Below are 21,770 nucleotides of genomic sequence, written 5' to 3' on the forward strand. Positions count from 1 at the left end.
TTTACGGCATTACATATCCCTTATCTTCAACATTGCTGACAATCTTCAAGAGTCTCTTACATTGGGCAGACGAAGGAAGAACCATTTTAGCTATAAATCTAGTTGCAATAGACTTAATAAAATCAAGGTCTCCGTACGAGAGAACATTTTCTTTTAAAAGTTCGTTATAAACCCTCATCCAATAGTCAGCACCCAAATTAAATATCTCAACGCTTGCTTCAATGTTTGAATTGAATTTGTGCGCTCGTTTAGCAGCAGCTTCTGTTGTTTTAATCTCCTTTTGGGAAACAAGGGATTTAATAAATTCGTCAGAGAGTTCAAACGGAACTTTCTTATAGTCATCCCAAACTGCAAGCGTTCTGGATATCGTTCTAACAAGGCCTCCACCAGCTTGTTTTGTCAAAAACTTCTGTGTATCAAAAGCTAAACGAATCAACTCATTTGCAAGAGCCGGATACAGTGTCTGTTTATTCCAAATCGTAACCCAGTCAAGATCGGCATCCTTTGGCAAAATTGATATCAGTTTTGCAATTGTGTATGGCACAATCTGAGCTTTATCTCCTCCTTTAGGATACCATTCGGACTTATTGATCATTACGTCCAATTCATCAAACATAATGACGGAGCAGATTCCTTTCTTAAAGAACACCTCATTAATACTATCCTTTGATTTATCATAAAGTTCTTCAACATAATCCGCAAAACGATTGAAGTTGATGGCAGAGCTTTGACAAACCTGGTGAGGATTCATACGAATAGTATTCAAACATTTCGCCAGCTTTTCCTTCTTGACAACCTGATTTTTCGGACTTTTCTCGCAGAAGGTTTTTCGTTGCGCTTGTGTAAGTTTCATTTGTTCCTGTTCCCATTTTCCACGAGAACGCTCGTAGAACCAACGAGTCTGATATGGTTTACCTGCAACAGGAGGAGCAAGAACCTTTTGCGATAGTTTCTCCATCATTACATGGAATGGGTGATTAGAGAAAAAATCGGCATCCGAAACAGGATTTTGGCAATTAGCGCATTTTGAGATTGTTTTAGTAATATTGTTATAACGTTCAACCTCTTCCTCAGACATATCGTTGTCCACATTCAGCACAGTCAGCTTCATCGGAACAAACAAATTGTCCATGCCTTTTTTGTCCTCTTTGCGAATAATTGCATTAGCTAACGAAGCGGTTGTCTGACCACCATTTATAATTTGTAAATCCTTAAAATGAGTAATTCGAGTGTTATCTGCAGAAAAACCTATTGAACGGGCAACAATAGCAATGCCGTTATTATAGGTAAAGAAATTCTCTGGACTATTAATGATAGTATTTCGGATACCCTTGTTTACCTTACCACGAACACTCAGGAAAGCCCGCACATTGCCTTGCAATAATTTACTCCCATATTTCAAATAGATATCTGCCAAGAACTTTCCTGGAACAATTCCAAGATATGCATCATAGTCGCTACTATCTCCTAAATCTGCTTTTAGATATTGAATCCCCTCGCAATCAAAATCTTTTGTATCAAACTCAACAATCTCACTTGCATCGGACATAAATGTTTGGAACAGCCGTTCCAGCGTCCAGATATTTAACTCTACCGGTCTCTCAAGAAAATCTTCTTGAGAGACACTCTTCACCTGCTTACTAAGAATCGAGTTAGAAATAATATAAAACTTGAAGCGAAGAATCTCTGTGTCCAACAGTCCTTTGCCAATTTTCTTTCGAAATTCTTTTGCTAAAATAATGGCAGGATCAGAATCGTCACAATAGTCACTCATCTTGCCGTTGACAACTTCGTCAAGGAAATTGCACATGTGAGTATACAAATCCACGATGCGGGTATTGGTCAACGTGTTTACGGCATCACGCTCATTGGTAAAATCACTTGCAATCAATATGAGTGCACTGTCAGCTTCGTCGTAAGCATAAGCATCAAAAGCCATGATACGACCACGCTTGCCTCTCATTTCAATAGACATCGGCATCGGATCATTAAATTCCCCGATAGATTCCAGTTCTTCTAATGTTTTTAGAATAAACTGAGTTTCCGGTTCTGTTCCTTCGTGATCGGCATCAAATCTAAGCTGATCAATAAATTGCGCTCTATATTCTTCAATCTCCATAGTGTAACGGATTTAAAGTTTATATTCTTCTAATTCAGAAAGAAAAATCTCGTACTGAATTCTGTTTATTGCATTCGGTATGTTTTTTCTGCATAAGCGAGGGAAATCGTTGCTTACATTGTACATTGAGAATCCCACATTCGTAAATACGAATTTGTCGTATTCTGGAGAGAAATCGAATGCGTACATACTCAGTTTAGACATGAAAGTCTCTCTATTTTGAGCTGTCCCCATTTTTGCCATTAGGTTTTGAACCAGTACATTCAATTTTATACCACTGAATGTTGGACTCATCTTTTCCAAACAATAAATAGCAAGATAGCCCTCGTCATCTCCATCCAGTTGCTCAAGTGATGAAATCTTTACAGAATCTTTGCCTGCACTTATTGCCTTTATCTCATACCAAACACTCTCTGTAGAATAATCCTTATGGGTCTTTTCTGGACCCATCCAGCTATCTAATGCCATATTCACACCATAGTGAGGAATCATATAATCCTGCATAAAAAGCAGTTCGCCTATCAACCCCATTACCTCATTGTCATTCATTCCACCATTATTTGGTCGGAACAATTTTTTCCATGAGAAATATCTTGAACAAAGTGTTTTATAAGCATCTTCATCGTCCTTAATAGCTTCCGTAGAATCGAGCAAATCCTGGCAAAACGTACTAAAATATTCCAGCAGCTCTGAATTACAGAGTGAAAAGCGAAGAATATAATTCTCGCCACTCTTTCCCTGCTGTACTGTAATCACATCCGACTGAGCTATTCTAACTGGAACGTATGTACCTCTAAAATCAAAGGCATAGTTTCCTTTCTCATCCTTTCCTACAAAAAGACTGAGGTCGCGGTTTTCACCAACACGGATAAAAGCTCCGCTTTGGAATCCTTGCGAGAATGTTGTAGATAATTTATTCTTCATCCTCTTCTATTTCGTCTGGTTCATCAAGCATGTTAAGCTGATAATATGTTTTATTAACTTTATATTTCTTGGTTTTACCTGTTTCTTTTAATCCAGGAAAACCAATAGCAAAAGCTATCATTTTATTGCCATTAAGTTTCTCTATGAATTTTAAGGCATTCTTGTTGGCTTCAATATTTTCTGGCTCTACCGGTTCGATGAGCATAATTATCAATACAGGTTTTCTGTGTGGAAGATGCTCAAAATATGCTTTAATAGGAATATGCCGTCCTCCAAACTCAGAACCTTCTCTCGCCCAAACTTCTCTGCATCGTTTTTCTGCCAAATCTATCTCATCTTGACTTAAGCAGAACTTTCCTTCTCGTAAACCAAGAATCCTACGACGACTCGAAATTTGAATTACATGATCATGTTCCTCAATCTGACGTTTCGGACAACGTATCATTTCAAGTCCTGGTATGTCATAAAAGGTCTGCCCATCACCACCTTCGAAAACAATATCCCATTTATCTACTCCTTCTGTTTCTTTGTCGCAAATAAAATCAATTAAGTTTTGCCGGTTAAATTTCATGTTAACTAATGAACATTTTATATTAGACAGGAAGTCTACCACCAATTCTTTGGACACATCAGAAAAATATCTAGATTTATCAATATCTGAGCATACATCCTCATCTTTGTATTTGTCGACATTCGCGAAACCAAATTTATAATCATTTTCAAACAGGTGGGCAGTAAAACATTTTACTTGATTCCAGTTCTCTTCATTATGTTCCGCCTTGACACTAAGGTAAGGGGTATCACAGATATTTCCATAGTAGGATTCCATCATCAACAATTCGTACGCGGTCCGCATCTTATTGTTGGCTGTTATCTGTAATTCGTCGCAATAGTCACGAACTTTAATGCCGAAATCTTTAGGAGTAAGATGTTGCTCAAACATTTTCTTAATATCTGCTTTCAATTCGGTAGTGGCTGTCGCTATTTCTCTATACCAAGTTGCACTTGCTTGACTTGTCCATATTTGGAACAAATCAGCATAACCAGGTCGATAACCAAACCAACGCCCCATCTGCATCAACACATCAAATGTTGCAGTGTTTCGATAGAAATAGCTTACAAGCAAGCCCTCTAATGTGAGACCTCGCGAAAGAGCAAGTCCTCCAATAGCAATTACTCTCAACGAAGGATTAGATTTGTAATCTAATTTGCTTGCGCTACTACCATTAACAACGATAATTTCCATCTTTGGAACATCAGCTTCAATATCGAACACAGCACCTAATAAATTCTTCTTTTTTATAACATCAATAAAACAGATATCAGTAATATTATCAAAATGTTTTTTCCAAAGTCGTTTCAGTTCTTTATACAGTGACAGATGAGCATTCTTTGAGGTATCTTCGTCAAAGTTGTATTTTAGTATTTGAATAAAGTTGTTCTGTATTTCTTCAATATGTTCCTTAATCACCTGTTGCACCCTTATGAAACGAGACATATTAACCAACATACTTCTTGGTTTAGAGGCATGTCCTCTTAAATCTCGAATAACATTTGCCAGATAATAACAATAGATGGACTCCTTCAGCGAATTTGGCAAGACTCCATTCCATTCTTTTTTGTGACGAGAGTAGAATGTCCCAGAATTAAGTTCTTCTATATTTTCGTGTAAATCAGTCCTATATTCATCTGAAGTGTAGTCTGGTTCTTCAACATCAGTTATAAAACGTAAATTGCGATAGTACTCTTTATCCTCATAAAAAATTTTATCGGCACCAATATATGAGGAAGGGGTCGGTAACGTATATATGAAATGCTCTGGAAACAAATCTGCATTCTTCATACTGTCCACCGAATCCGGATCTATAAAAACATTTGCAAATGGAGTAGCAGTAAAACCAATATAATTCGCAGTCTGAAAAAGATTGCAAATCTTACGAATTATAGCGTTTGTCTTAGTTGGATCTGTATTATCTTTTTTTGTATTAACCGATGCATTGTCTGCCTCATCGTCAATAAGAAGCATTGGATGGTTTATACTATTTGTACGAACATCCATATTCTGGTTTTTCAACCAATCATGCAATTTTGTCAGAACTGATACATTTTTTTTAACGACAAAAAGGACCAGAGAATTATGCTCCGATAAAGTCGTTGAAATCAAATTACTCCCTTTAACAAAATCTTTTACACATGTAGTAAAAGAAGTAGCTCTACGTTGCTTGTTGTCTTTACCAACTCCTACCTTCCCCTCGCGAATATGTTTTTCAACCTTACGAATAGTGTACCCAACAACACTTTCATCAATACGTTCTTGTGTTTGCTGACGAAGACTTTCTGTTATACCAGCTAGAAGAATAACAACTTTATATCCTGCATCAGCAGCTTTACAAATCAGACCTGAATATGTAGCGGTTTTACCAGACTGTACATCACCAATTATTAAGCCCCTCTTCAAACGTTTACCTTCAAATTCTTCCTTTGGATTGTATAAACAATTCATTATGTCAGGCAATGTCTTTTCGTGCAAAAGATTAATACTTTTGTCGTCAATTGAAGTGTGTTCTTTTAAATAACGATAATATCTCTCCCAAAAATAGCTGTCATCTACTTTATCATTGAAATACCACTTCTTTTGTTCATAATCATCATAAATAATATTGCCCAATACATGAGTGATTTTCTCTCGGTATTCTATTTCTTCCAACAATTTATTTTTGTCTTCCTCATCACAATCAATACCAGAGAAGGCTATTGCGTCTTCAATCGCAGGCTTAATATTTTCCAAAGATGGAACAAAGCCCGACAGTTCCTTCATAAGTTCCAAACGTGCGGAAATTATGAGTAGAATCTTATTATATGCTTCGTTTGTTAATTTCATCCTTGTAGTTATCTAAAAGTTTTTCCTCAACAACTTTATATTTGCAGAATGGCTCTGATTTCATCAGATCAGAAACAATCTCGACTATAGATTTCTTGTTAAAAGATTTTGCCAAGTTTACCATATAAATCCCAAGTTGGAAAATCTCATCGACACGATTATCTGGTTCATCTTGACTGATTGCATCATTAGACTTGTCAATGTAAATCTGCTGAGTCGGAACGTTTTGCTCAATTTCTTTCAAAAGCATCTCAAGCAGAGTATAGTCTTCTTCTGACATTCTATCCCTCACCATCTGGAACACTTTGCTCTCACGATTGATTTGATAATAAAAAGTCTTTCCTCTGCCTTCCATTCTATCCCAAATATAGTCAATATCCTCAACATTTTCTTTTCGACCACGATGGGTTTGCTTCCTAACAGAAATATCCATCGCTTCAATAACTGTTTGGCGCAATTGACGCTGAATCTGCTTTGGAATAGAAGCTGTTTGTTTCTTTATATCAATACTCCATATGTCATCAAGTGAATTCGGAATATCTACTCTAACTCTAGCATTTTTTGTGAGTTCACCACGCGGTTTCATCCCAAACCAAGTTCCCCAAATTATCAAACGCTTATTTCGATAAACATAGAAACCTTGTTTGATTCTTAATGTCTCTACTCCTCCTATGAGTTTTCTGTATTCATCGTTTAAATCTGTTGCAAATGGCAAGATATATGGTTTAACCCAGATTTGCCGTTCTTGACCCTTACTGTCACGAATAGCAATGGAACGTGCTTTCTTCGTTGTTGTCTTAGAATGTGATTCAAGGAAAGGATCCATTGGTTTTATTCTCCCTTTATTCAAGTACATCTTGATCTGCCCCTTACCTTTTGCTGAAAGAAAGTTATGAAAAATCAGAGCAATATTATTGGCTACAGATTCTTTAAGTTCAACAAGAGCATCATAAACCATTCCACCACTTGATTTCTCCAACACATCGAAATCCTGCCATAGTACAAGCGTGCCATGTGGCAATTCGAGGAGAGAGTGAATATAAGGAAGTGCTTTTATTTCATTTTGTGACAGCTCCTTCACCACCCACTCTTTTCTATTTTGAATATAATTATAATCCCAAGAATAGCTACTAATCTTTTCTTCCTGCAAACTGACAACCGTCAAAATTCTACATTGAGACAAAGAGGCAGATTTCATTCCTAAACCGAATCGTCCCAAATCATTTGCATTTCTTTCAAGTTCAGAGTCCCTACTTCCATACCTCATAGCTTCAAAAAGGACGCCTGCAGACATTCCTTCTCCATCATCTAAGATTCCCACAACAAGATCATCAATAGGTTCTGAAGGGAAGAATAGTTTGACTACGCTGCAATTTGCACTAATACCATTGTCAATAATATCAGCAATAGCAGCTTCGAAAGAATACCCCATTGAACGCATAGACCCCATAAGAGTATCAGCTTGTGGAATGCTTTGTCTATAAGTACCCATAGTTATTCCTTATTGTATGATGAATCGTATTCCAGAATCTGCGCCATCACAGCTTTAGACAATAACGGAGGAACCGCATTACCTATCTGCTGCTGTATGCTCATATGAGGCCCTTGAAAGATAAACGTATCAGGAAAACTTTGTAAACGTGCCGCTTCCCTCACCGATAAACCTCTGTCTTGATATGGATGAATTAGCATACTCTTCCTATAGTTTGAAATGACAACAGAAGGGCAATTTGCTTTCAGACGTTTATATATTCCACTATGACAACGGGTCTTGTCTGAATAATTTCGCATCAAGGACTCCGGAATAGCTCTCCAATTCTCACCTTGACCGATATATTTGTAACGTTGCATCACAAGGTCGTTACTCTTTGACACAAAATTCTGCTTTGATTCTATTGAACCTTTTCTCATCTGTTGCGCATAAGGGCTAGATTCCTTTATTGACTTAGTGTAAGGCAATGAATCTATCATATCACCATTATGTAAAACAGGTAAATCTCCAATAGCTTCTTCTACACTCACTTTATAATCAAAAGGCTTTGGAAACTCAAAGTCAATTCCTTGGTTGTTTCCGACCATAAACATTCTCATCCGTCTTTGTGGAACACCATATTCATCAGCCCATAGAACCTTCCATTTGACCTTATAGCCTGGCTCTATCTCCTCAAAACAATGTTTTATCATTTCTATTGTCTCTCCATTGTTCATTTTAGTCATTCCCCAAACATTTTCAAGGACAAACCATCTAGGCTTTATTTCTGAGACCAAACGAACAAACTCTTTGAACAATAAATTATTAGGATTGTCCATATTGCGAGACATCGTATTTGACATAGAAAATCCCTGACAAGGAGGGCCTCCCATGATTATAAATACTTCCTCGTCTTTATTTAAGAAATCTGTAGCTTTGACATCCCGAATATCGCCACATATTACTTTTGCTCCTTTGTGATTAAGTTCAAAAGATTTGGCTGCGTGAGGATTAACCTCAATAGCATAGCGAACCTTAATTCCCGCCATTGCCCCCCCCAGACTTAATCCGCCTGCTCCTGAAAATATGTCTATACCGATTTTTTTCATAAGCTGAGCATCATAAGTCATTATTATCTTTTGTTGTAGTTAGCAACTGTCGAATGTCAACATCCAACAAATTCGCTATTTCTTGCAATTGAATAATAGATGGTTGCGATTTATTAGAACACCATCTTGAAATTGTGTTCTCTGATTTGCCCATTTGAGTTGCCAACCATCTATTGGTTCGTTGCCTTTCAGCCAGTACCGCCTTAATCCTATTCATCATTATTTGTTGATTGTTCGACATCAGTATTCAAATTATACTCGTTATATTGCAAACAAAGATACATCTAATTTCCCATATAGCCAAGTAGATAAGCAACAAAAACATCGTTTAAAGGAATGACTACAGTTGGCATAAAGATATGCAAAAGAACACATGTATTGTTTTTATCCATTCCATCAATGAATTTCACCTTTCAAAAAATTATGCTACACAAACATTATGTTCGCGCAGCATAATACAAATCTTCAATCGCATTTCACTACTCAATTACATACAAATCAACATCATATCTCTTGGAAATTTAGCGCGTTTTTATTTGGTAATTTGGCACACTGAAACAGTTATTCTCACTTACATCGTTCATCCAACACTCCGGCAAACATATCCATCTCTCTCTTGGAAATTCCTAATCGTGTTGCCAATTCGCGCCATCCTTTTACAGCTCCAATCACCTCCGAAATAATCTTTTCTGCTGTTTTACGGTTTAGCATGTAGTCTTCGCAAGCATCCAGCAAAATACTCAACTCTGCTTTGTTAGAAGTTGATGAAACAAGCAAACTTTGATACTCATTCAACGTGGGGTTCATGTCATATGCAGGAGACAGTATCCATCCTTTTGCAGTCAAAAGGAAACCATGATTGCGGAAATGGTCGTCACTATTGCCTATGCATATATTGAAAGCCACACGACGGTATAGTTCCTGTAGGTTTCGCTCCACATCGGTACAGCTCTGAATAATAAAGTCAACTATATCCAGATAACCATGCCTGGTAGTTGCATTGTCACCATCACTCAGCCCCAATAAGGTCATGGCAGATGCTAAATGAATGCGTTTTCCTTCTTGGGTTCTATCGAAGCGTTGTGACAGCAATGTATGATATTTTTCTCCAGTTGCTAACATTTTTGTTTTTGCAGCGTTTATCCCTGTTTTTGTGGCAAGCAAATGACCGAAATGCTCCCAAAGTCCTACATCATAGTCATCCTTGCGAGACGGGAACTTGGCTACATAAAGAGTCTTATCTGCATCTACGACATTGGCTTTAGGTCTCGCACCGCCCAATGATGTTCCCGGTTGCACAAGTTGTGCAATCCATTTTCTATCGGGGAGCATATTGTTTTCTTCACATTTCTCTATCTCGGCACTGGCTGCAATCAGTTCCCGAATATCCGTCAAAGGTGGAATTTTCAATGACTCACTCACATTGATAAATTCGCCATCGAGGTCTTCCTTAAAACGGAATCCACCCATTCGAGAGAAATCATCGATACCAGTTAAGAAATCGAAAGATGACAATCTCCTTACGGGACGTTGTTCTTCTGCCGCTACAATTTGCTCACGACGCAACAACAAAGTACGTCCCCAACGGTCGGGCAAGGCATCAGAGAAACAACCAAATATATCTTTACCTGGTTGCGTGTATTGCTGACCGGGATAATTATTCAAGTCGTCACTCAAAAACAGATCGCTGTGCTGCCTTAACCATTCATTATTGAACGTAAAACTATAGCTGTCCGCACCACGAAGAGACTCATAGCCCAATTCGCCTATGAGTTCCACTTCTTTGAGCCAATCGAAATCGGCATATACATACAACTTTTTCATAGATTATTCTTTCTTGGATGCACGTTCTCTTGTTTTCAAACTCAAATCTTGCAAAGCTTTTCCCATTTTATCTTCTTTGGCAAGCAATAGAATATCATCGTCAAGTTGCAATGCGTACAAAACACGTAGATAGATCCCTATTGCAACTGTAGGAATCCCTTTTTCTATTCGGGACACAGTAAGCGGTGAACAGGTGGCACGTTCAGCAACCTGAGCCACACTCAGATTCCGACGTAAGCGAGCCAACTTAATCTGCTCGCCCACAATCTGCATCTTCTGCTCCAATTTTCGAGGAAGCTTGGTTCCCATTGTATTCTTTGCCATTACTACATCAATTTAAAGTGCAAAGCAACTATGTTAATGACTTTGCTATAATCAACCTACCATATAATATGCAAAGGTAATACTTTTTATTTATTTAATGATGTATTACACATAGAAAAATGCACGTCTTGGCATAATTAACCATATACATAATCTATTTTGAGCAAAAACTTCCAAAAACTAAATGCCATAATGCTGTTTGTAAGCACCATATACACCTACAAACAATATGTTATTCGTTACAAATGATGCAAATTGTTCATCATACACTCATCATATCAAAGAACTATTTTGCTCGCCAAAAGAAAAAGACTTGACTCTACCCCTCAACTTGACTTTAATGACCGTCATTATATACACGGGCAATAAAGTTAAGTCAAGCAGAGGGAAGAAAAGGCTTCAACTAAATTTTTCTCTTTTGGTCAGCAAACAATATCCGTGAGAATATCTTGCATTTAGTTAACATTATCGGCGAAAACATCCCAGAATTTTATACCTTTGTAGCCGGATAGAAGATAGGTGAACTTCATTGAGGATACAATATTCCCCATGGTTCTGATTCATTGAGAAAAGAGTGTAAAACAGCCTCAAAAACAAGTCCAAGAGGCTCAAAAACAACTTTTCTACCGATTAAATTGCAATAATCTATCATTCAGGCAGCTATGTATGCTGCATCGGCAAGTAAAGCTAATCATATATACCCAGTTATCCCCAAAACGAAAACGATGAGAGATTTTCCTTTATAGATAGCTTAGGATGTTCAGTTCTCCTATCTCCCATTTCAAAACAAAGGCTGTCCATTATCTAATATGTGACAGCCTTTCTATGAAAGTTTTCTTCAGATAAATATCATACTTTTTTCATAAACTCCTTCGGTGTTTTTCCAAAATACTCCTTATACCTGCCTCTGAAGTTTTTCAGATTTCGCATACCCACCATTTCAGCAACCATAGTCACAGAAAATTTTCCGCTTTCCAAAAGTTCCCGTGCCTTCTCCATCCTGATTCTCGAAATCAAATATTTGGGTGCTTCTCCCGTCAACAACTTCCACTTATTATAAAAGGTTGTCCGGCTCATGCACATCCTGGAGGCAATATCATCTACTGTCAAATCCTCTTTATCCATATTCTCCATAATGTAAAGCTTCACTTCATTCAAAAATGCCAGATTGGCATCCTGCTGAGCCCGCTCCATAGGTTTCGTTAAAAAATCTTCTCCAAAAACTTTCTGAAGAAATGTCTTCCGAAGAAAACGGCTATTATTTATCAATATGGATATTTCCACTTTAAGGTCCTCCAGATTAAAGGGCTTACATACAAAGAGATCAGCCTGAGAAGAACAACGCTTTTCCCGCCGTTTCACATCAATGTGCGCCCCCATCAATATCACCGGAATAAAGGAGGTGTCCCTCGACGTCTTCAGTTTAGAAGAAAGTTCCTCACCGCTCATACCTTTCAACATGATATCACAAATCACCAAATCCGGATACTCTTCACATATTACCTCCAATGCTTCCTGACCGTCATCAAAGCTCCTCACTACAAAACATTCCGATAAACGTTTCTCAAGATAATCCTTGAATCCCTTGTCATTATCCGCAAGTATCACTAAAGGTCTATCCATATTTTTTTTCTTCGAGAAACCATGGAAAGCTATTTCCGACTCATTCACCTGAAAAGTGTCCGGAATATTTAAGGATGTATACCCCCCCGAAACCGCACACGAACATCTTATGGGAAATCGAAGCAGAGCCTCCTTTTCCAAAGTCAGTATTTTCCCGTCACATATATTCATCAACTTGTCAAAAAACACACCGCCCATGCCATACTGCTTGCCATGCAGAGGTCGCAGAATAGGAAGCCGCGACGAGTACCATCTGCAACATTTCAGAAATCGCTTGTTGCCTGTATCCTTAATCCTGATTGCCCAGTAATCTCCCTTCAACGAAACCTGCATCGAGAGATGCGTTTCCGGCAGAGAACACTCGATGGCACTCAATACAAACCGGTCGATAACCGGAGATATCTTTCCCGGATCAAACCAAGCGCTTGCATAGTCAAAATCCGGAACCAAATCCAGCTTCATCTGTAACCCGGCCACATGAGACTGTAAAAAAGACACTTTCTTCCTCATAAATGCGCCGATTTCATGTTCTGCAACTACCAGGCTACCAGAATTGCCAAATAGTCGTTTCAACTCCATCAACGCTATCAAGTGCTGCTCCAGCCCGCCTATATGATGAAGTGCAACAGCCAGTTCCTTCTTTATGTCTTCCGGACAGTCTCCTTCGTAAACTGCCCCTAACGGTGTCTTAATCAAAGAAATGGGATTACGTATGTTTTGAAAGGTATCAATGAAATACTGATTTCCCTCTTTCAGTAAATCTCTTTCTTCACTGATACAGAGTAAATGGAACAAAAGCCAACATAATATACAGATTCCACTAGCCACTATTGGCAGAACAGACCAGGGAACCTTATGATATACGCCGATGGATAGCAGGAAAACGCATAATGACACTACTATTATTATTATCGATAAATGTTTCATACTATTATAAGTTTAAGTAATAATGATTCATACTAATATATACCCGAGTTTTCAGTCAATAGCAGGATAATCCCAAGTATGTCATCAGGAGGCGGTCTAATGGGGGAACGGTAGGTTCCTTGAGTCATCGAATTCACCTTACCAACCCTCGTTTGCTAGCAGAGCCTGCATTTCGTCCACCTGTATTTCATACCCAGCAACTCTCTAAACCATTCATTTCCCATGCCCAACGTATCTTTAAATATCAATACAACATTCCGCTTATCCAAGATAGCTCCAATCAATTATTCTCAAACAAAATAATAGTATAACAAACGGAAAGGCTAAAAAGATGATACCACTTCACACATATTCTTATCATACTCACATATCTTGCGCATGAAACAGAAAGACATTATCTTTGCAGCATGAAACAAGAACTGAAAGAAAACGGAGGATTACCGGCACATATACTCTGGACACTTGCTATCGTAGCTGGCGTGTCCGTAGCCAACTTGTATTACAATCAACCCCTGCTTAATATCATGCGGCATGAATTGGAAGTTTCTGAATTCAAAACGAACCTCATTGCCATGATTACACAAATCGGATATGCGCTGGGATTATTGTTCATCGTCCCATTAGGAGACCTCTATCGACGCAAGAATATCATCCTAACGAATTTCTTCCTACTCATATTTTCCCTTCTAGCCATTGCCATGGCACCGAACATCTACATCATCTGGGCAGCATCACTCATTACCGGCATCTGCTCCATGATACCCCAAATATTTGTACCGATTGCCTCGCAATTCTCACGCCCCGAAAACAAGGGACGGAATGTAGGTGTCGTCATCTCAGGATTACTGACTGGAATACTTGCATCACGTGTTGTCAGCGGATTTGTGGGTGAAGTGCTTGGCTGGCGTGAAATGTACTTCATCGCCGCTGGAATGATGTTACTATGCGCTATCGTTGTATTAAAGGTACTACCGGACATACAACCGACTTTCCAAGGCAAATATTCCGGGCTGATGAAGTCTCTTTTCTCATTAGTAAGAGAATACCCCTCTCTACGAATCTACTCGATACGTGCAGGACTGGCCTTTGGCTCATTCCTTGCCATGTGGTCCTGCCTTGCATTCAAAATGGGAGAAGCCCCGTTCCATGCATCCAGCGATGTCATCGGCATACTAGGGCTCTGCGGCATTGCCGGAGCCTTAACCGCATCTTTTGTAGGAAAATATGTAAAAAAGGTAGGCATACGCAATTTCAACTTTATCGGTTGCGGAATGATTCTGCTTGCATGGGCCTCGCTCTTTTTCTGCGGAAACAACTATGCAGGTATCATTACCGGTGTCATTCTTATAGACATAGGCATGCAATGTATCCAACTCAGCAACCAGACCAGTATTTTCGACATCTACCCGTCTGCCTCCAATCGGGTAAATACGATTTTCATGACCACTTACTTCATCGGCGGCTCTTTGGGTACCTTCCTTGCAGGAAGCAGTTGGCAGACTTGGGGATGGAGTGGCGTGGTCGGCACCGGCGTTATTTTAACAATAATATCGTTGTCCATCACCCTTTACAGCAAGAAATAACAAGGATACTATCATTTTTCCAAGCAAACGCAAAGATTTGATAATTTTTATTTGTCATGCAAAGGATAAGGAAGATATTGAACAGAATTGTTATACCTTTGTCGCATCAAACTATAAACGACAGATTGATAATAGATTCGTCAACCAAGCATAGTCAAAAACAACCCTATGAATTCAGCAAAGAAAATACCCTCTCCACTCGTTTCTCTATTTCCCATCGCTTTTCTCGTAGGAATGCTGTTCGCCACCATCCATACTTTCGGAAGTGACGCCTTGAGTGGAGGAAGCCAGATTTCCCTGCTTGCCACCACTGGTATGTGTGTCTTTATCGGCATGACTTTCTACCGCATCCCTTGGAAAGATTATGAACTTGCCATCACCAACAACATTTCAGGTGTTGCCACAGCTATCATTATTCTATTGATTATCGGTGCTTTGAGCGGCACATGGATGATAAGTGGGGTGGTACCTACCCTTATATATTATGGTATGCAGATTATCCATCCGAATTTTTTCCTTGCTTCTACCTGCATTATTTGTGCATTGGTATCAGTAATGACGGGAAGTTCATGGACCACTATCGCCACCATCGGTATCGCCCTTTTGGGCATAGGTAAGGCACAAGGTTTTGAAGAGGGATGGATAGCCGGTGCCATCATTTCGGGAGCCTATTTCGGAGACAAAATTTCACCGTTATCGGATACCACGGTCCTTGCCTCATCCGTAACGGAAACACCGTTATTCAGCCATATCCGCTATATGATGATCACCACCGTCCCCTCTCTCCTCATCACCCTTGTCATCTTTACAGTAATGGGACTCACACACGAAACGAACAATACACAACAGATCGCGGAATTTACGGCAGCATTGGACGCCAAATTCAACATTACTCCCTGGTTACTGGCTGTTCCCGTGATTACGGGAATACTGATTGCCCGGAGAGTGCCTTCCGTCATCACACTCTTTCTCTCCACTCTGCTGGCAGGGATATTCGCCTTCATCTTCCAACCGGGACTACTGAATGAGATAGCGGAAGGTGGGAATATGTTCAAAGGGATAATGATGACATTCTATGGCAGTACCAGTCTACAAACTGACAGTGACATGTTGACAGAACTGATTGCCACACGAGGTATGGCAGGAATGATGAATACCATCTGGCTCATCATCTGCGCCATGTGTTTCGGTGGAGCCATGACGGCAAGCGGCATGCTAGGAAGCATCACTTCCCTATTCGTCCGCTTCATGAAGAATACAGCCAGCATGGTAGCATCCACCGTATGTTCCGGATTGTTCCTGAACCTTGCCACGGCAGACCAGTACATCAGCATTATCCTCACCGGAAACATGTTCAGCAACGTTTACGCAAAGAAAGGCTACGAAAGCCGGCTACTTAGCCGTACCACGGAAGATGCCGTTACCGTCACCTCCCCGCTTATCCCATGGAACACCTGCGGCATGACGCAAGCCACCATTTTGAGTGTACCACACTGACCTACCTTCCCTATTGCTTCTTCAACCTTATCAGTCCGGTAATGAGTATCTTTATTGCTGCTATCGGATATAAAATAATTAAAAAACCGGTGAACAATCCTGGATAGGCATTGTTCTTGCAATAAACTTATAACGAACAATTTATTTAAACCTAAACAAAAAAAGATTCGATTATGAAAAAGTTTATTGCATTAGCAGCAGTAGTATTGGTAAGCATGGCAACAACGACCATGTATGCACAAGAGAGTAGAGCTGAAAAGCGCGCAGACCGTAAAGCCCAAAGAGACGCAGAACGTGCACGCCTGAAAGCTGAAGAACAAGCACAGGATGCCATTTCGTACGATGACGCAATGGCGGCCTTGAAAGCTCACCAGTTCGTAATGGAGGCAGACCAAGTGATGTTCCGCAACGGACAGACCGCATTTGTAAACTCCAACACCAACTTCGTATTGGTCAACCAAGGACGTGGCACCGTGCAGGTAGCCTTCAACACCGTATACCCAGGTCCTAACGGCATTGGCGGTGTAACAGTAGACGGAACCGTATCGGACATCCAAATGACTACCGACAAACGGGGCAACGTGAATTGTAACTTCAGCATCCAGGGTATCGGCATTTCCGCCCAGATATTCCTTACGCTGACCGATGGCGGGAACAACGCAACCGTAACCATCAGCCCGAACTTCAACTCCAACACCATGACTTTGAGCGGGAACCTGGTTCCGCTGGAACAATCCAACATATTCAAGGGACGTTCCTGGTAAAACCCTTATATAAATATATATATTCCCACTCCGCCACAAATCACACTAAAAAGTGTACATTTGTAGCGGAGTTTTTTATATACCAATGTCATGAGAGAATTTATCATTGCAGACAATCAAGATATCACCAAAGCAGGCATGATGTTCCTATTGGGCAGACAGAAAGACACCTCCCTGCTGCTGGAAGCCGACAACAAGGCAGAACTGATACAGCAACTACGCCTGCATCCCACCGCCGTTGTCATTCTGGACTATACCCTTTTTGATTTTTCGGGAGCTGAAGAGCTAATGGTACTTCACGAACGCTTCAAGGAAGCCGATTGGCTACTCTTTTCCGACGAATTGAGCCTACCGTTCCTGCGCCAGGTATTGTTCAGCAGCATGGCATTCGGCGTAGCGCTGAAGGATAATTCCAAAGAAGAGATACTGACCGCACTACAATGCGCCTCACGCAAGGAGCGATTCATCTGTAATCACGTCAGTAACCTGCTGCTCGCAGGCAACGGTTCCTCCTCCCCCACTCATCCTACCATCAAAGATGATTTACTGACTACTGCCGAACGGAGCATCCTAAAAGAGATAGCCCTGGGGAAAACAACCAAAGAAATAGCTGCCGAACGAAACCTCAGCTTCCATACGGTAAACAGCCACCGGAAGAATATCTTCCGGAAACTGGGTGTAAACAATGCGCACGAAGCCACCAAATATGCCATGAAGGCAGGCATCGTAGACTTGGTGGAATATTATATATAAATCTCCCCGCTCCCGACACACAGCCGGGCATCAGCATCATACACCACTCCGAACTGGCCCGGAGCAATGCCTTGCAGCTTTTCTTCCGAAACAATGCGGTAACCCTCCGCCTCCTTTTGCAACCTGCCTTTGACAAACTCCGGCGTATGGCGTATCTTGAAAGTCACCTCCACCTCTTCCTGCGCTCCCTTCCAGGGATTATCCGTAATGAAATGAAAATCGTACATACGGAATTCATAGCCGTATTGCAATGCCGTATCACATCCGCGGGACACGTAAATCACATTCTCCTCCACATCCTTGCGGACAACAAACCACGGTCCTCCACCCAACCCCAATCCTTTACGCTGGCCGATGGTATGAAACCAATAGCCCCGATGCTTGCCCAACTTTCTACCCGTTTCCAACTCCACAATATCCCCTTCCCTTTCGCCAAGGAAACGGCGCACAAAATCATTATAATCAATCTTTCCCAGAAAGCAGATGCCCTGACTGTCACGACGTCTGGCGCTGGGCAATCCGGCACGCAGGGCTATGTCACGAACCTCATTCTTCATCAGTCTGCCCAATGGAAACATCAGTTTGGAAACTTGCAGATAATCTATCTGTGCCAGAAAGTCGGTCTGGTCTTTCACGGAATCGGCAGCGGTACCGAGCCATGTCTTTCCATCCCTCAACACCGTAGTGGCGTAGTGCCCGGTTGCCGTGACATCGAAATCCTTCCCCACACGTTGCTCAAAGCACCCGAACTTTATCAGCTTGTTGCACATCACATCCGGATTGGGAGTCAAGCCACGTCTTATTTTATCAATGGCATAAGCCGCCACCTGGTCCCAATACTCCCGGTGCAGGTCCACTACTTCCAACGATAATCCATAACGCCGGGCAATGGCAGAAGCCATCTCCATATCCTCTTCCGCAGAGCAGTCCATATAATCGGCATCGTCCCTCCCTATTTTGATATAAAATAGAGAAGGACGGTAACCTTGTTCGCAAAGGAGATGTACCACCACGGAGCTGTCTACACCTCCCGACAATAATACAGCAATATTCATTCTATCGTATACTGTTATTCTTTTAAATTCTGTCAAATGCCTGGGACAAGTCGTCCAGCAAATCATCGATATGTTCTGTCCCGATGGAGAGGCGGACCGTGCCCGGTTTGATGCCTTGTTCTTCCAATTCCCGTGCACTCAATTGGGAATGGGTAGTGGTGGCAGGATGGATAACCAGGGATTTCACATCAGCCACATTGGCAAGCAACGAGAATATCTGTAAACTGTCAATAAACGTCTGCGCTTCCTTCACACCGCCCCGCACCTCAAACGTAAAGATAGAACCGCCTCCATTCGGAAAGTATTTCCCGTAAAGCGCGTGGTCAGGATGCTCGGGCAGGGACGGGTGGTTCACGGCAACCACTTTGGGATGCTTCTTCAAGAATTCAACCACTTTCAAGGCATTCTCCACATGACGTTCCACGCGAAGCGACAACGTCTCCAATCCTTGCAACAGAATGAAAGCATTGAAAGGACTGATTGTGGCACCGGTATCACGCAACAATACGGCACGGATACGGATGGCATAGGCAGCAGGACCGGCAGCGTCGACGAAACGTACTCCATGATAACTCGGGTCCGGTTCCGTCAGTTGGGGAAACTTCCCCGAGGCCACCCAGTCGAACTTGCCGCTATCTACAATAACACCACCCAAGGACGTACCATGCCCTCCGATGAACTTCGTTGCCGAATGGACTACAATATCTGCCCCATGCTCTATGGGACGAATCAAGTAAGGAGTACCGAAGGTGTTATCTATAATCAGAGGAATCCGGTGACGGTGTGCTATTTCAGCAACGGCATCAATGTCAATGATGTTGCAATTCGGATTTCCCAGCGTTTCAATGAATACTGCCTTGGTATTCTCCTGAATCGCTTTCTCGAAATTGTCCAGATTGCCCGGGTCCACAAAAGTAGTGGTAACCCCGTAGACAGGCAATGTGTGGGCCAGCAGATTATACGTTCCACCGTAGATGGTCTTAGCTGCCACGATATGGTCGCCTGCACGGGTGATATTCTCAAAGGCATAAGTGATGGCTGCCGCACCCGAGGCTACGGCCAATCCGGCAACACCGCCTTCCAGAGCCGCCACACGTTTCTCGAACACATCCTGGGTGGAATTCGTCAACCGCCCGTAAATATTCCCCGGGTCCTGCAAGCCAAAGCGGGCTGCCGCATGGGCCGAATTACGGAATACATACGAAGTTGTCTGATAGATAGGTACGGCGCGGGCATCAGTTGCCGGGTCGGGTTGTTCTTGTCCAACGTGAAGTTGTAGAGTCTCAAAGTGCAATTTCTTTGTTTCCATTGTCGTTTGTATTTTAGGTGAATAAACCGTTTCTCATTCGGATGTTGCAAAGATAGAGCGATAAGCCGGGGCAGACAATGACACAGATTAGGGAATTTTATACCACAATTGTGGTAGATAAGCAAGCTATTTTCTATCTTTAGATAAGATAGACTGCATTTCGGCAAAACTTTTTCATGCAAGCATGAAAGTTCTGCACTCAATTTGCACTATCTTTGCCCCCATGAAAGCAAGAAATATACTGATACTCATATTGGGAACCCTGATTCTTCCCATTTATCTGACTTCCTGCGGGGTGGACCGCTGGAAAGAGTATGCCGGACAGACCCAGACAGACCGCTGGATTGACGATACCATGCGTGTGTGGTACTATTGGGTAGACGCTATCCCCCATACCAACGACTTGAACTATTTTCAAGCCCCTTTCACTTTCTTTGCCTCGCTCAAATCCGAAGAAGACAAATTCTCCACCATCGACAGTCTGGTCAGCATCACCACTACCCGCAGCATCCCCTATACGGATTACAGCTACGGATTCCAGTTCACTACCAACCAGATAGAAGTAGAAGGAGAAGAGAATGCCATTGTTGCACAGATTCTTTACGTTGCCGACGGAAGCCCGGCCTCGGAAATCGGGCTAAAACGGGGTGACTGGATTATGAAGATGGACGGGAACTTTATTACTGAACAGAATTATAAGAAACTGTATGGAAGTAGTGCCATGGAACTTACAGTAGGTTATTACGACGTGGAGAAAAATGCCATCGTTGCTTACGACAAACCCAGACAGATAGCATCGGCGCGTCCCGTCAACGACAACCCGGTGCACTATAAGAATGTATATACATCAGGCAGCAAGAAAATAGGTTATCTGGTCTACAACCACTTCAGTTCCGGCCCCACGGACAACAGTAATGAATATGACAACGACCTGCGCAGCGCATTCCAATATTTCGCATCACAGCAAGTCAACGAATTCATCCTTGACTTGCGCTACAACAACGGTGGATTACTGAGTTGCGCAGAATTGCTGTGTACCATGCTTGCACCTTCCTCCGCCTTGGGACAAGAGTTGGGGTACCTGGAATTCAACAACCGCTTCAATCCGCAGATAGTACCGTTCACCCTGAATTCCGGACTCATCGGAAACGGAGCAAACCTAAACCTGAATACTCTCTACGTACTTACCAGCAGCCAGACTGCCTCCGCCTCCGAAATGGTGATTAACTGCCTCGACCCGTATATGGATGTTGTCATAATCGGCGGTACTACCGTAGGCAAGAATGTAGGTTCCAGGAATTTCTCCAGCCCCGAACTGATGATAACGATGAATCCCATCGTCTGCAAGATATACAATTCGGAAGGGAAATCTGATTATGAATCCGGATTCCAACCGGCCTACTCGGGATATGTAGTGAATGAGATGAGCGACATGTCACGTTTCCTGCCCTTTGGAGATACCAACGAAGCCTTATTGAGCACTGCACTCGGCGCCATCGACGGAAGCATACAACCGCCCGCACAAGAAGATACCCGTTCTTTAAGAGTGACCACTCTCGCAAACTCCATTGAACGTCGGGCAAGCCATGCCGTACGCATCAAATAAA

General features: G+C 41.7%; 15 protein-coding genes and 1 pseudogene. 5 read left to right on the top strand and 11 right to left on the bottom strand.

The window, feature by feature from the left end:
- Nucleotide 1 precedes the first annotated feature (1 nt).
- The 9 genes from DXD78_RS08825 to DXD78_RS08865 form a co-directional block, all read right to left on the bottom strand.
- Entirely contained in the window at nt 2-2,119 is a 2,118-nt protein-coding gene (locus DXD78_RS08825; RefSeq protein ID WP_009036653.1) for an AIPR family protein, read from the bottom strand.
- A 12-nt stretch (nt 2,120-2,131) separates the two neighbouring features.
- Complete coding sequence (locus DXD78_RS08830; RefSeq protein ID WP_009036652.1) at nt 2,132-3,043, bottom strand: PD-(D/E)XK motif protein; 912 nt, start codon at nt 3,041-3,043, stop codon at nt 2,132-2,134.
- Nucleotides 3,033-5,924, bottom strand: a complete 2,892-nt coding sequence (locus DXD78_RS08835) for a Z1 domain-containing protein (protein WP_034528608.1) — start codon at nt 5,922-5,924, stop codon at nt 3,033-3,035. Before DXD78_RS08835 ends, DXD78_RS08830 begins: the two co-directional genes overlap by 11 nt.
- Nucleotides 5,899-7,416, bottom strand: a complete 1,518-nt coding sequence (locus DXD78_RS08840; RefSeq protein ID WP_009036650.1) for an ATP-binding protein — start codon at nt 7,414-7,416, stop codon at nt 5,899-5,901. The genes DXD78_RS08835 and DXD78_RS08840 overlap by 26 nt, the downstream gene beginning before the upstream one ends.
- Before the next feature lie 2 nt (nt 7,417-7,418).
- Nucleotides 7,419-8,504, bottom strand: a complete 1,086-nt coding sequence (locus DXD78_RS08845; RefSeq protein WP_009036649.1) for a DNA cytosine methyltransferase — start codon at nt 8,502-8,504, stop codon at nt 7,419-7,421.
- A gap of 10 nt (nt 8,505-8,514) precedes the next feature.
- Nucleotides 8,515-8,745 (bottom strand): helix-turn-helix domain-containing protein, encoded by a 231-nt coding sequence (locus DXD78_RS08850; RefSeq protein ID WP_009036648.1) that lies wholly within the window; start codon nt 8,743-8,745, stop codon nt 8,515-8,517.
- Between the two features lie 326 nt (nt 8,746-9,071).
- On the bottom strand, nt 9,072-10,328 hold the full coding sequence (locus tag DXD78_RS08855) for a type II toxin-antitoxin system HipA family toxin (RefSeq protein ID WP_009036647.1): 1,257 nt from the start codon (nt 10,326-10,328) through the stop codon (nt 9,072-9,074).
- A 3-nt stretch (nt 10,329-10,331) separates the two neighbouring features.
- Nucleotides 10,332-10,652 carry a helix-turn-helix domain-containing protein gene (locus DXD78_RS08860; protein ID WP_009036646.1) on the bottom strand — a complete coding sequence of 107 codons (321 nt, stop codon included), beginning with the start codon at nt 10,650-10,652 and terminating at the stop codon, nt 10,332-10,334.
- A gap of 849 nt (nt 10,653-11,501) precedes the next feature.
- A complete protein-coding gene (locus DXD78_RS08865) occupies nt 11,502-12,971 on the bottom strand; it encodes a response regulator (protein WP_227740949.1) in 1,470 nt (489 codons plus the stop codon).
- Nucleotides 12,972-13,609: 638 nt separating this feature from the next.
- Between DXD78_RS08865 and DXD78_RS08870 the strand changes: the two genes are divergently transcribed.
- The 4 genes and pseudogenes from DXD78_RS08870 to DXD78_RS08885 all read left to right on the top strand — a co-directional run bounded on the left by DXD78_RS08870 (nt 13,610) and on the right by DXD78_RS08885 (nt 17,799).
- On the top strand, nt 13,610-14,785 hold the full coding sequence (locus tag DXD78_RS08870; RefSeq protein WP_005826523.1) for an MFS transporter: 1,176 nt from the start codon (nt 13,610-13,612) through the stop codon (nt 14,783-14,785).
- A 168-nt stretch (nt 14,786-14,953) separates the two neighbouring features.
- A pseudogene (gene nhaC / locus DXD78_RS08875) lies at nt 14,954-16,389 on the top strand (Na+/H+ antiporter NhaC).
- Between the two features lie 66 nt (nt 16,390-16,455).
- Nucleotides 16,456-17,046, top strand: coding sequence for a DUF4251 domain-containing protein (locus DXD78_RS08880; protein ID WP_005826513.1), 591 nt, complete (start codon nt 16,456-16,458; stop codon nt 17,044-17,046).
- A gap of 90 nt (nt 17,047-17,136) precedes the next feature.
- Entirely contained in the window at nt 17,137-17,799 is a 663-nt protein-coding gene (locus DXD78_RS08885) for a response regulator transcription factor (protein ID WP_005826511.1), read from the top strand.
- Here the strand turns inward: DXD78_RS08885 and mnmA are convergent.
- Both mnmA and DXD78_RS08895 read right to left on the bottom strand, forming a co-directional pair.
- The gene (gene mnmA / locus DXD78_RS08890) at nt 17,790-18,854 is read right to left on the bottom strand and encodes a tRNA 2-thiouridine(34) synthase MnmA (RefSeq protein ID WP_005826509.1); all 1,065 of its coding nucleotides are present in this window, start codon (nt 18,852-18,854) and stop codon (nt 17,790-17,792) included. The two genes, DXD78_RS08885 and mnmA, sit on opposite strands and share 10 nt — an antisense overlap.
- A gap of 22 nt (nt 18,855-18,876) precedes the next feature.
- Nucleotides 18,877-20,163: an O-acetylhomoserine aminocarboxypropyltransferase/cysteine synthase family protein gene (locus tag DXD78_RS08895; RefSeq protein ID WP_009036643.1), complete on the bottom strand. Its 1,287-nt coding sequence runs from the start codon at nt 20,161-20,163 to the stop codon at nt 18,877-18,879.
- A gap of 184 nt (nt 20,164-20,347) precedes the next feature.
- Here DXD78_RS08895 and DXD78_RS08900 point away from each other — a divergent pair, with 184 nt between their 5' ends.
- On the top strand, nt 20,348-21,769 hold the full coding sequence (locus DXD78_RS08900) for a S41 family peptidase (protein ID WP_050756838.1): 1,422 nt from the start codon (nt 20,348-20,350) through the stop codon (nt 21,767-21,769).
- Nucleotide 21,770: the final 1 nt, after the last annotated feature.

The organism is Bacteroides sp. D20, from assembly GCF_003436255.1.
GTDB lineage: Bacteria > Bacteroidota > Bacteroidia > Bacteroidales > Bacteroidaceae > Bacteroides > Bacteroides uniformis.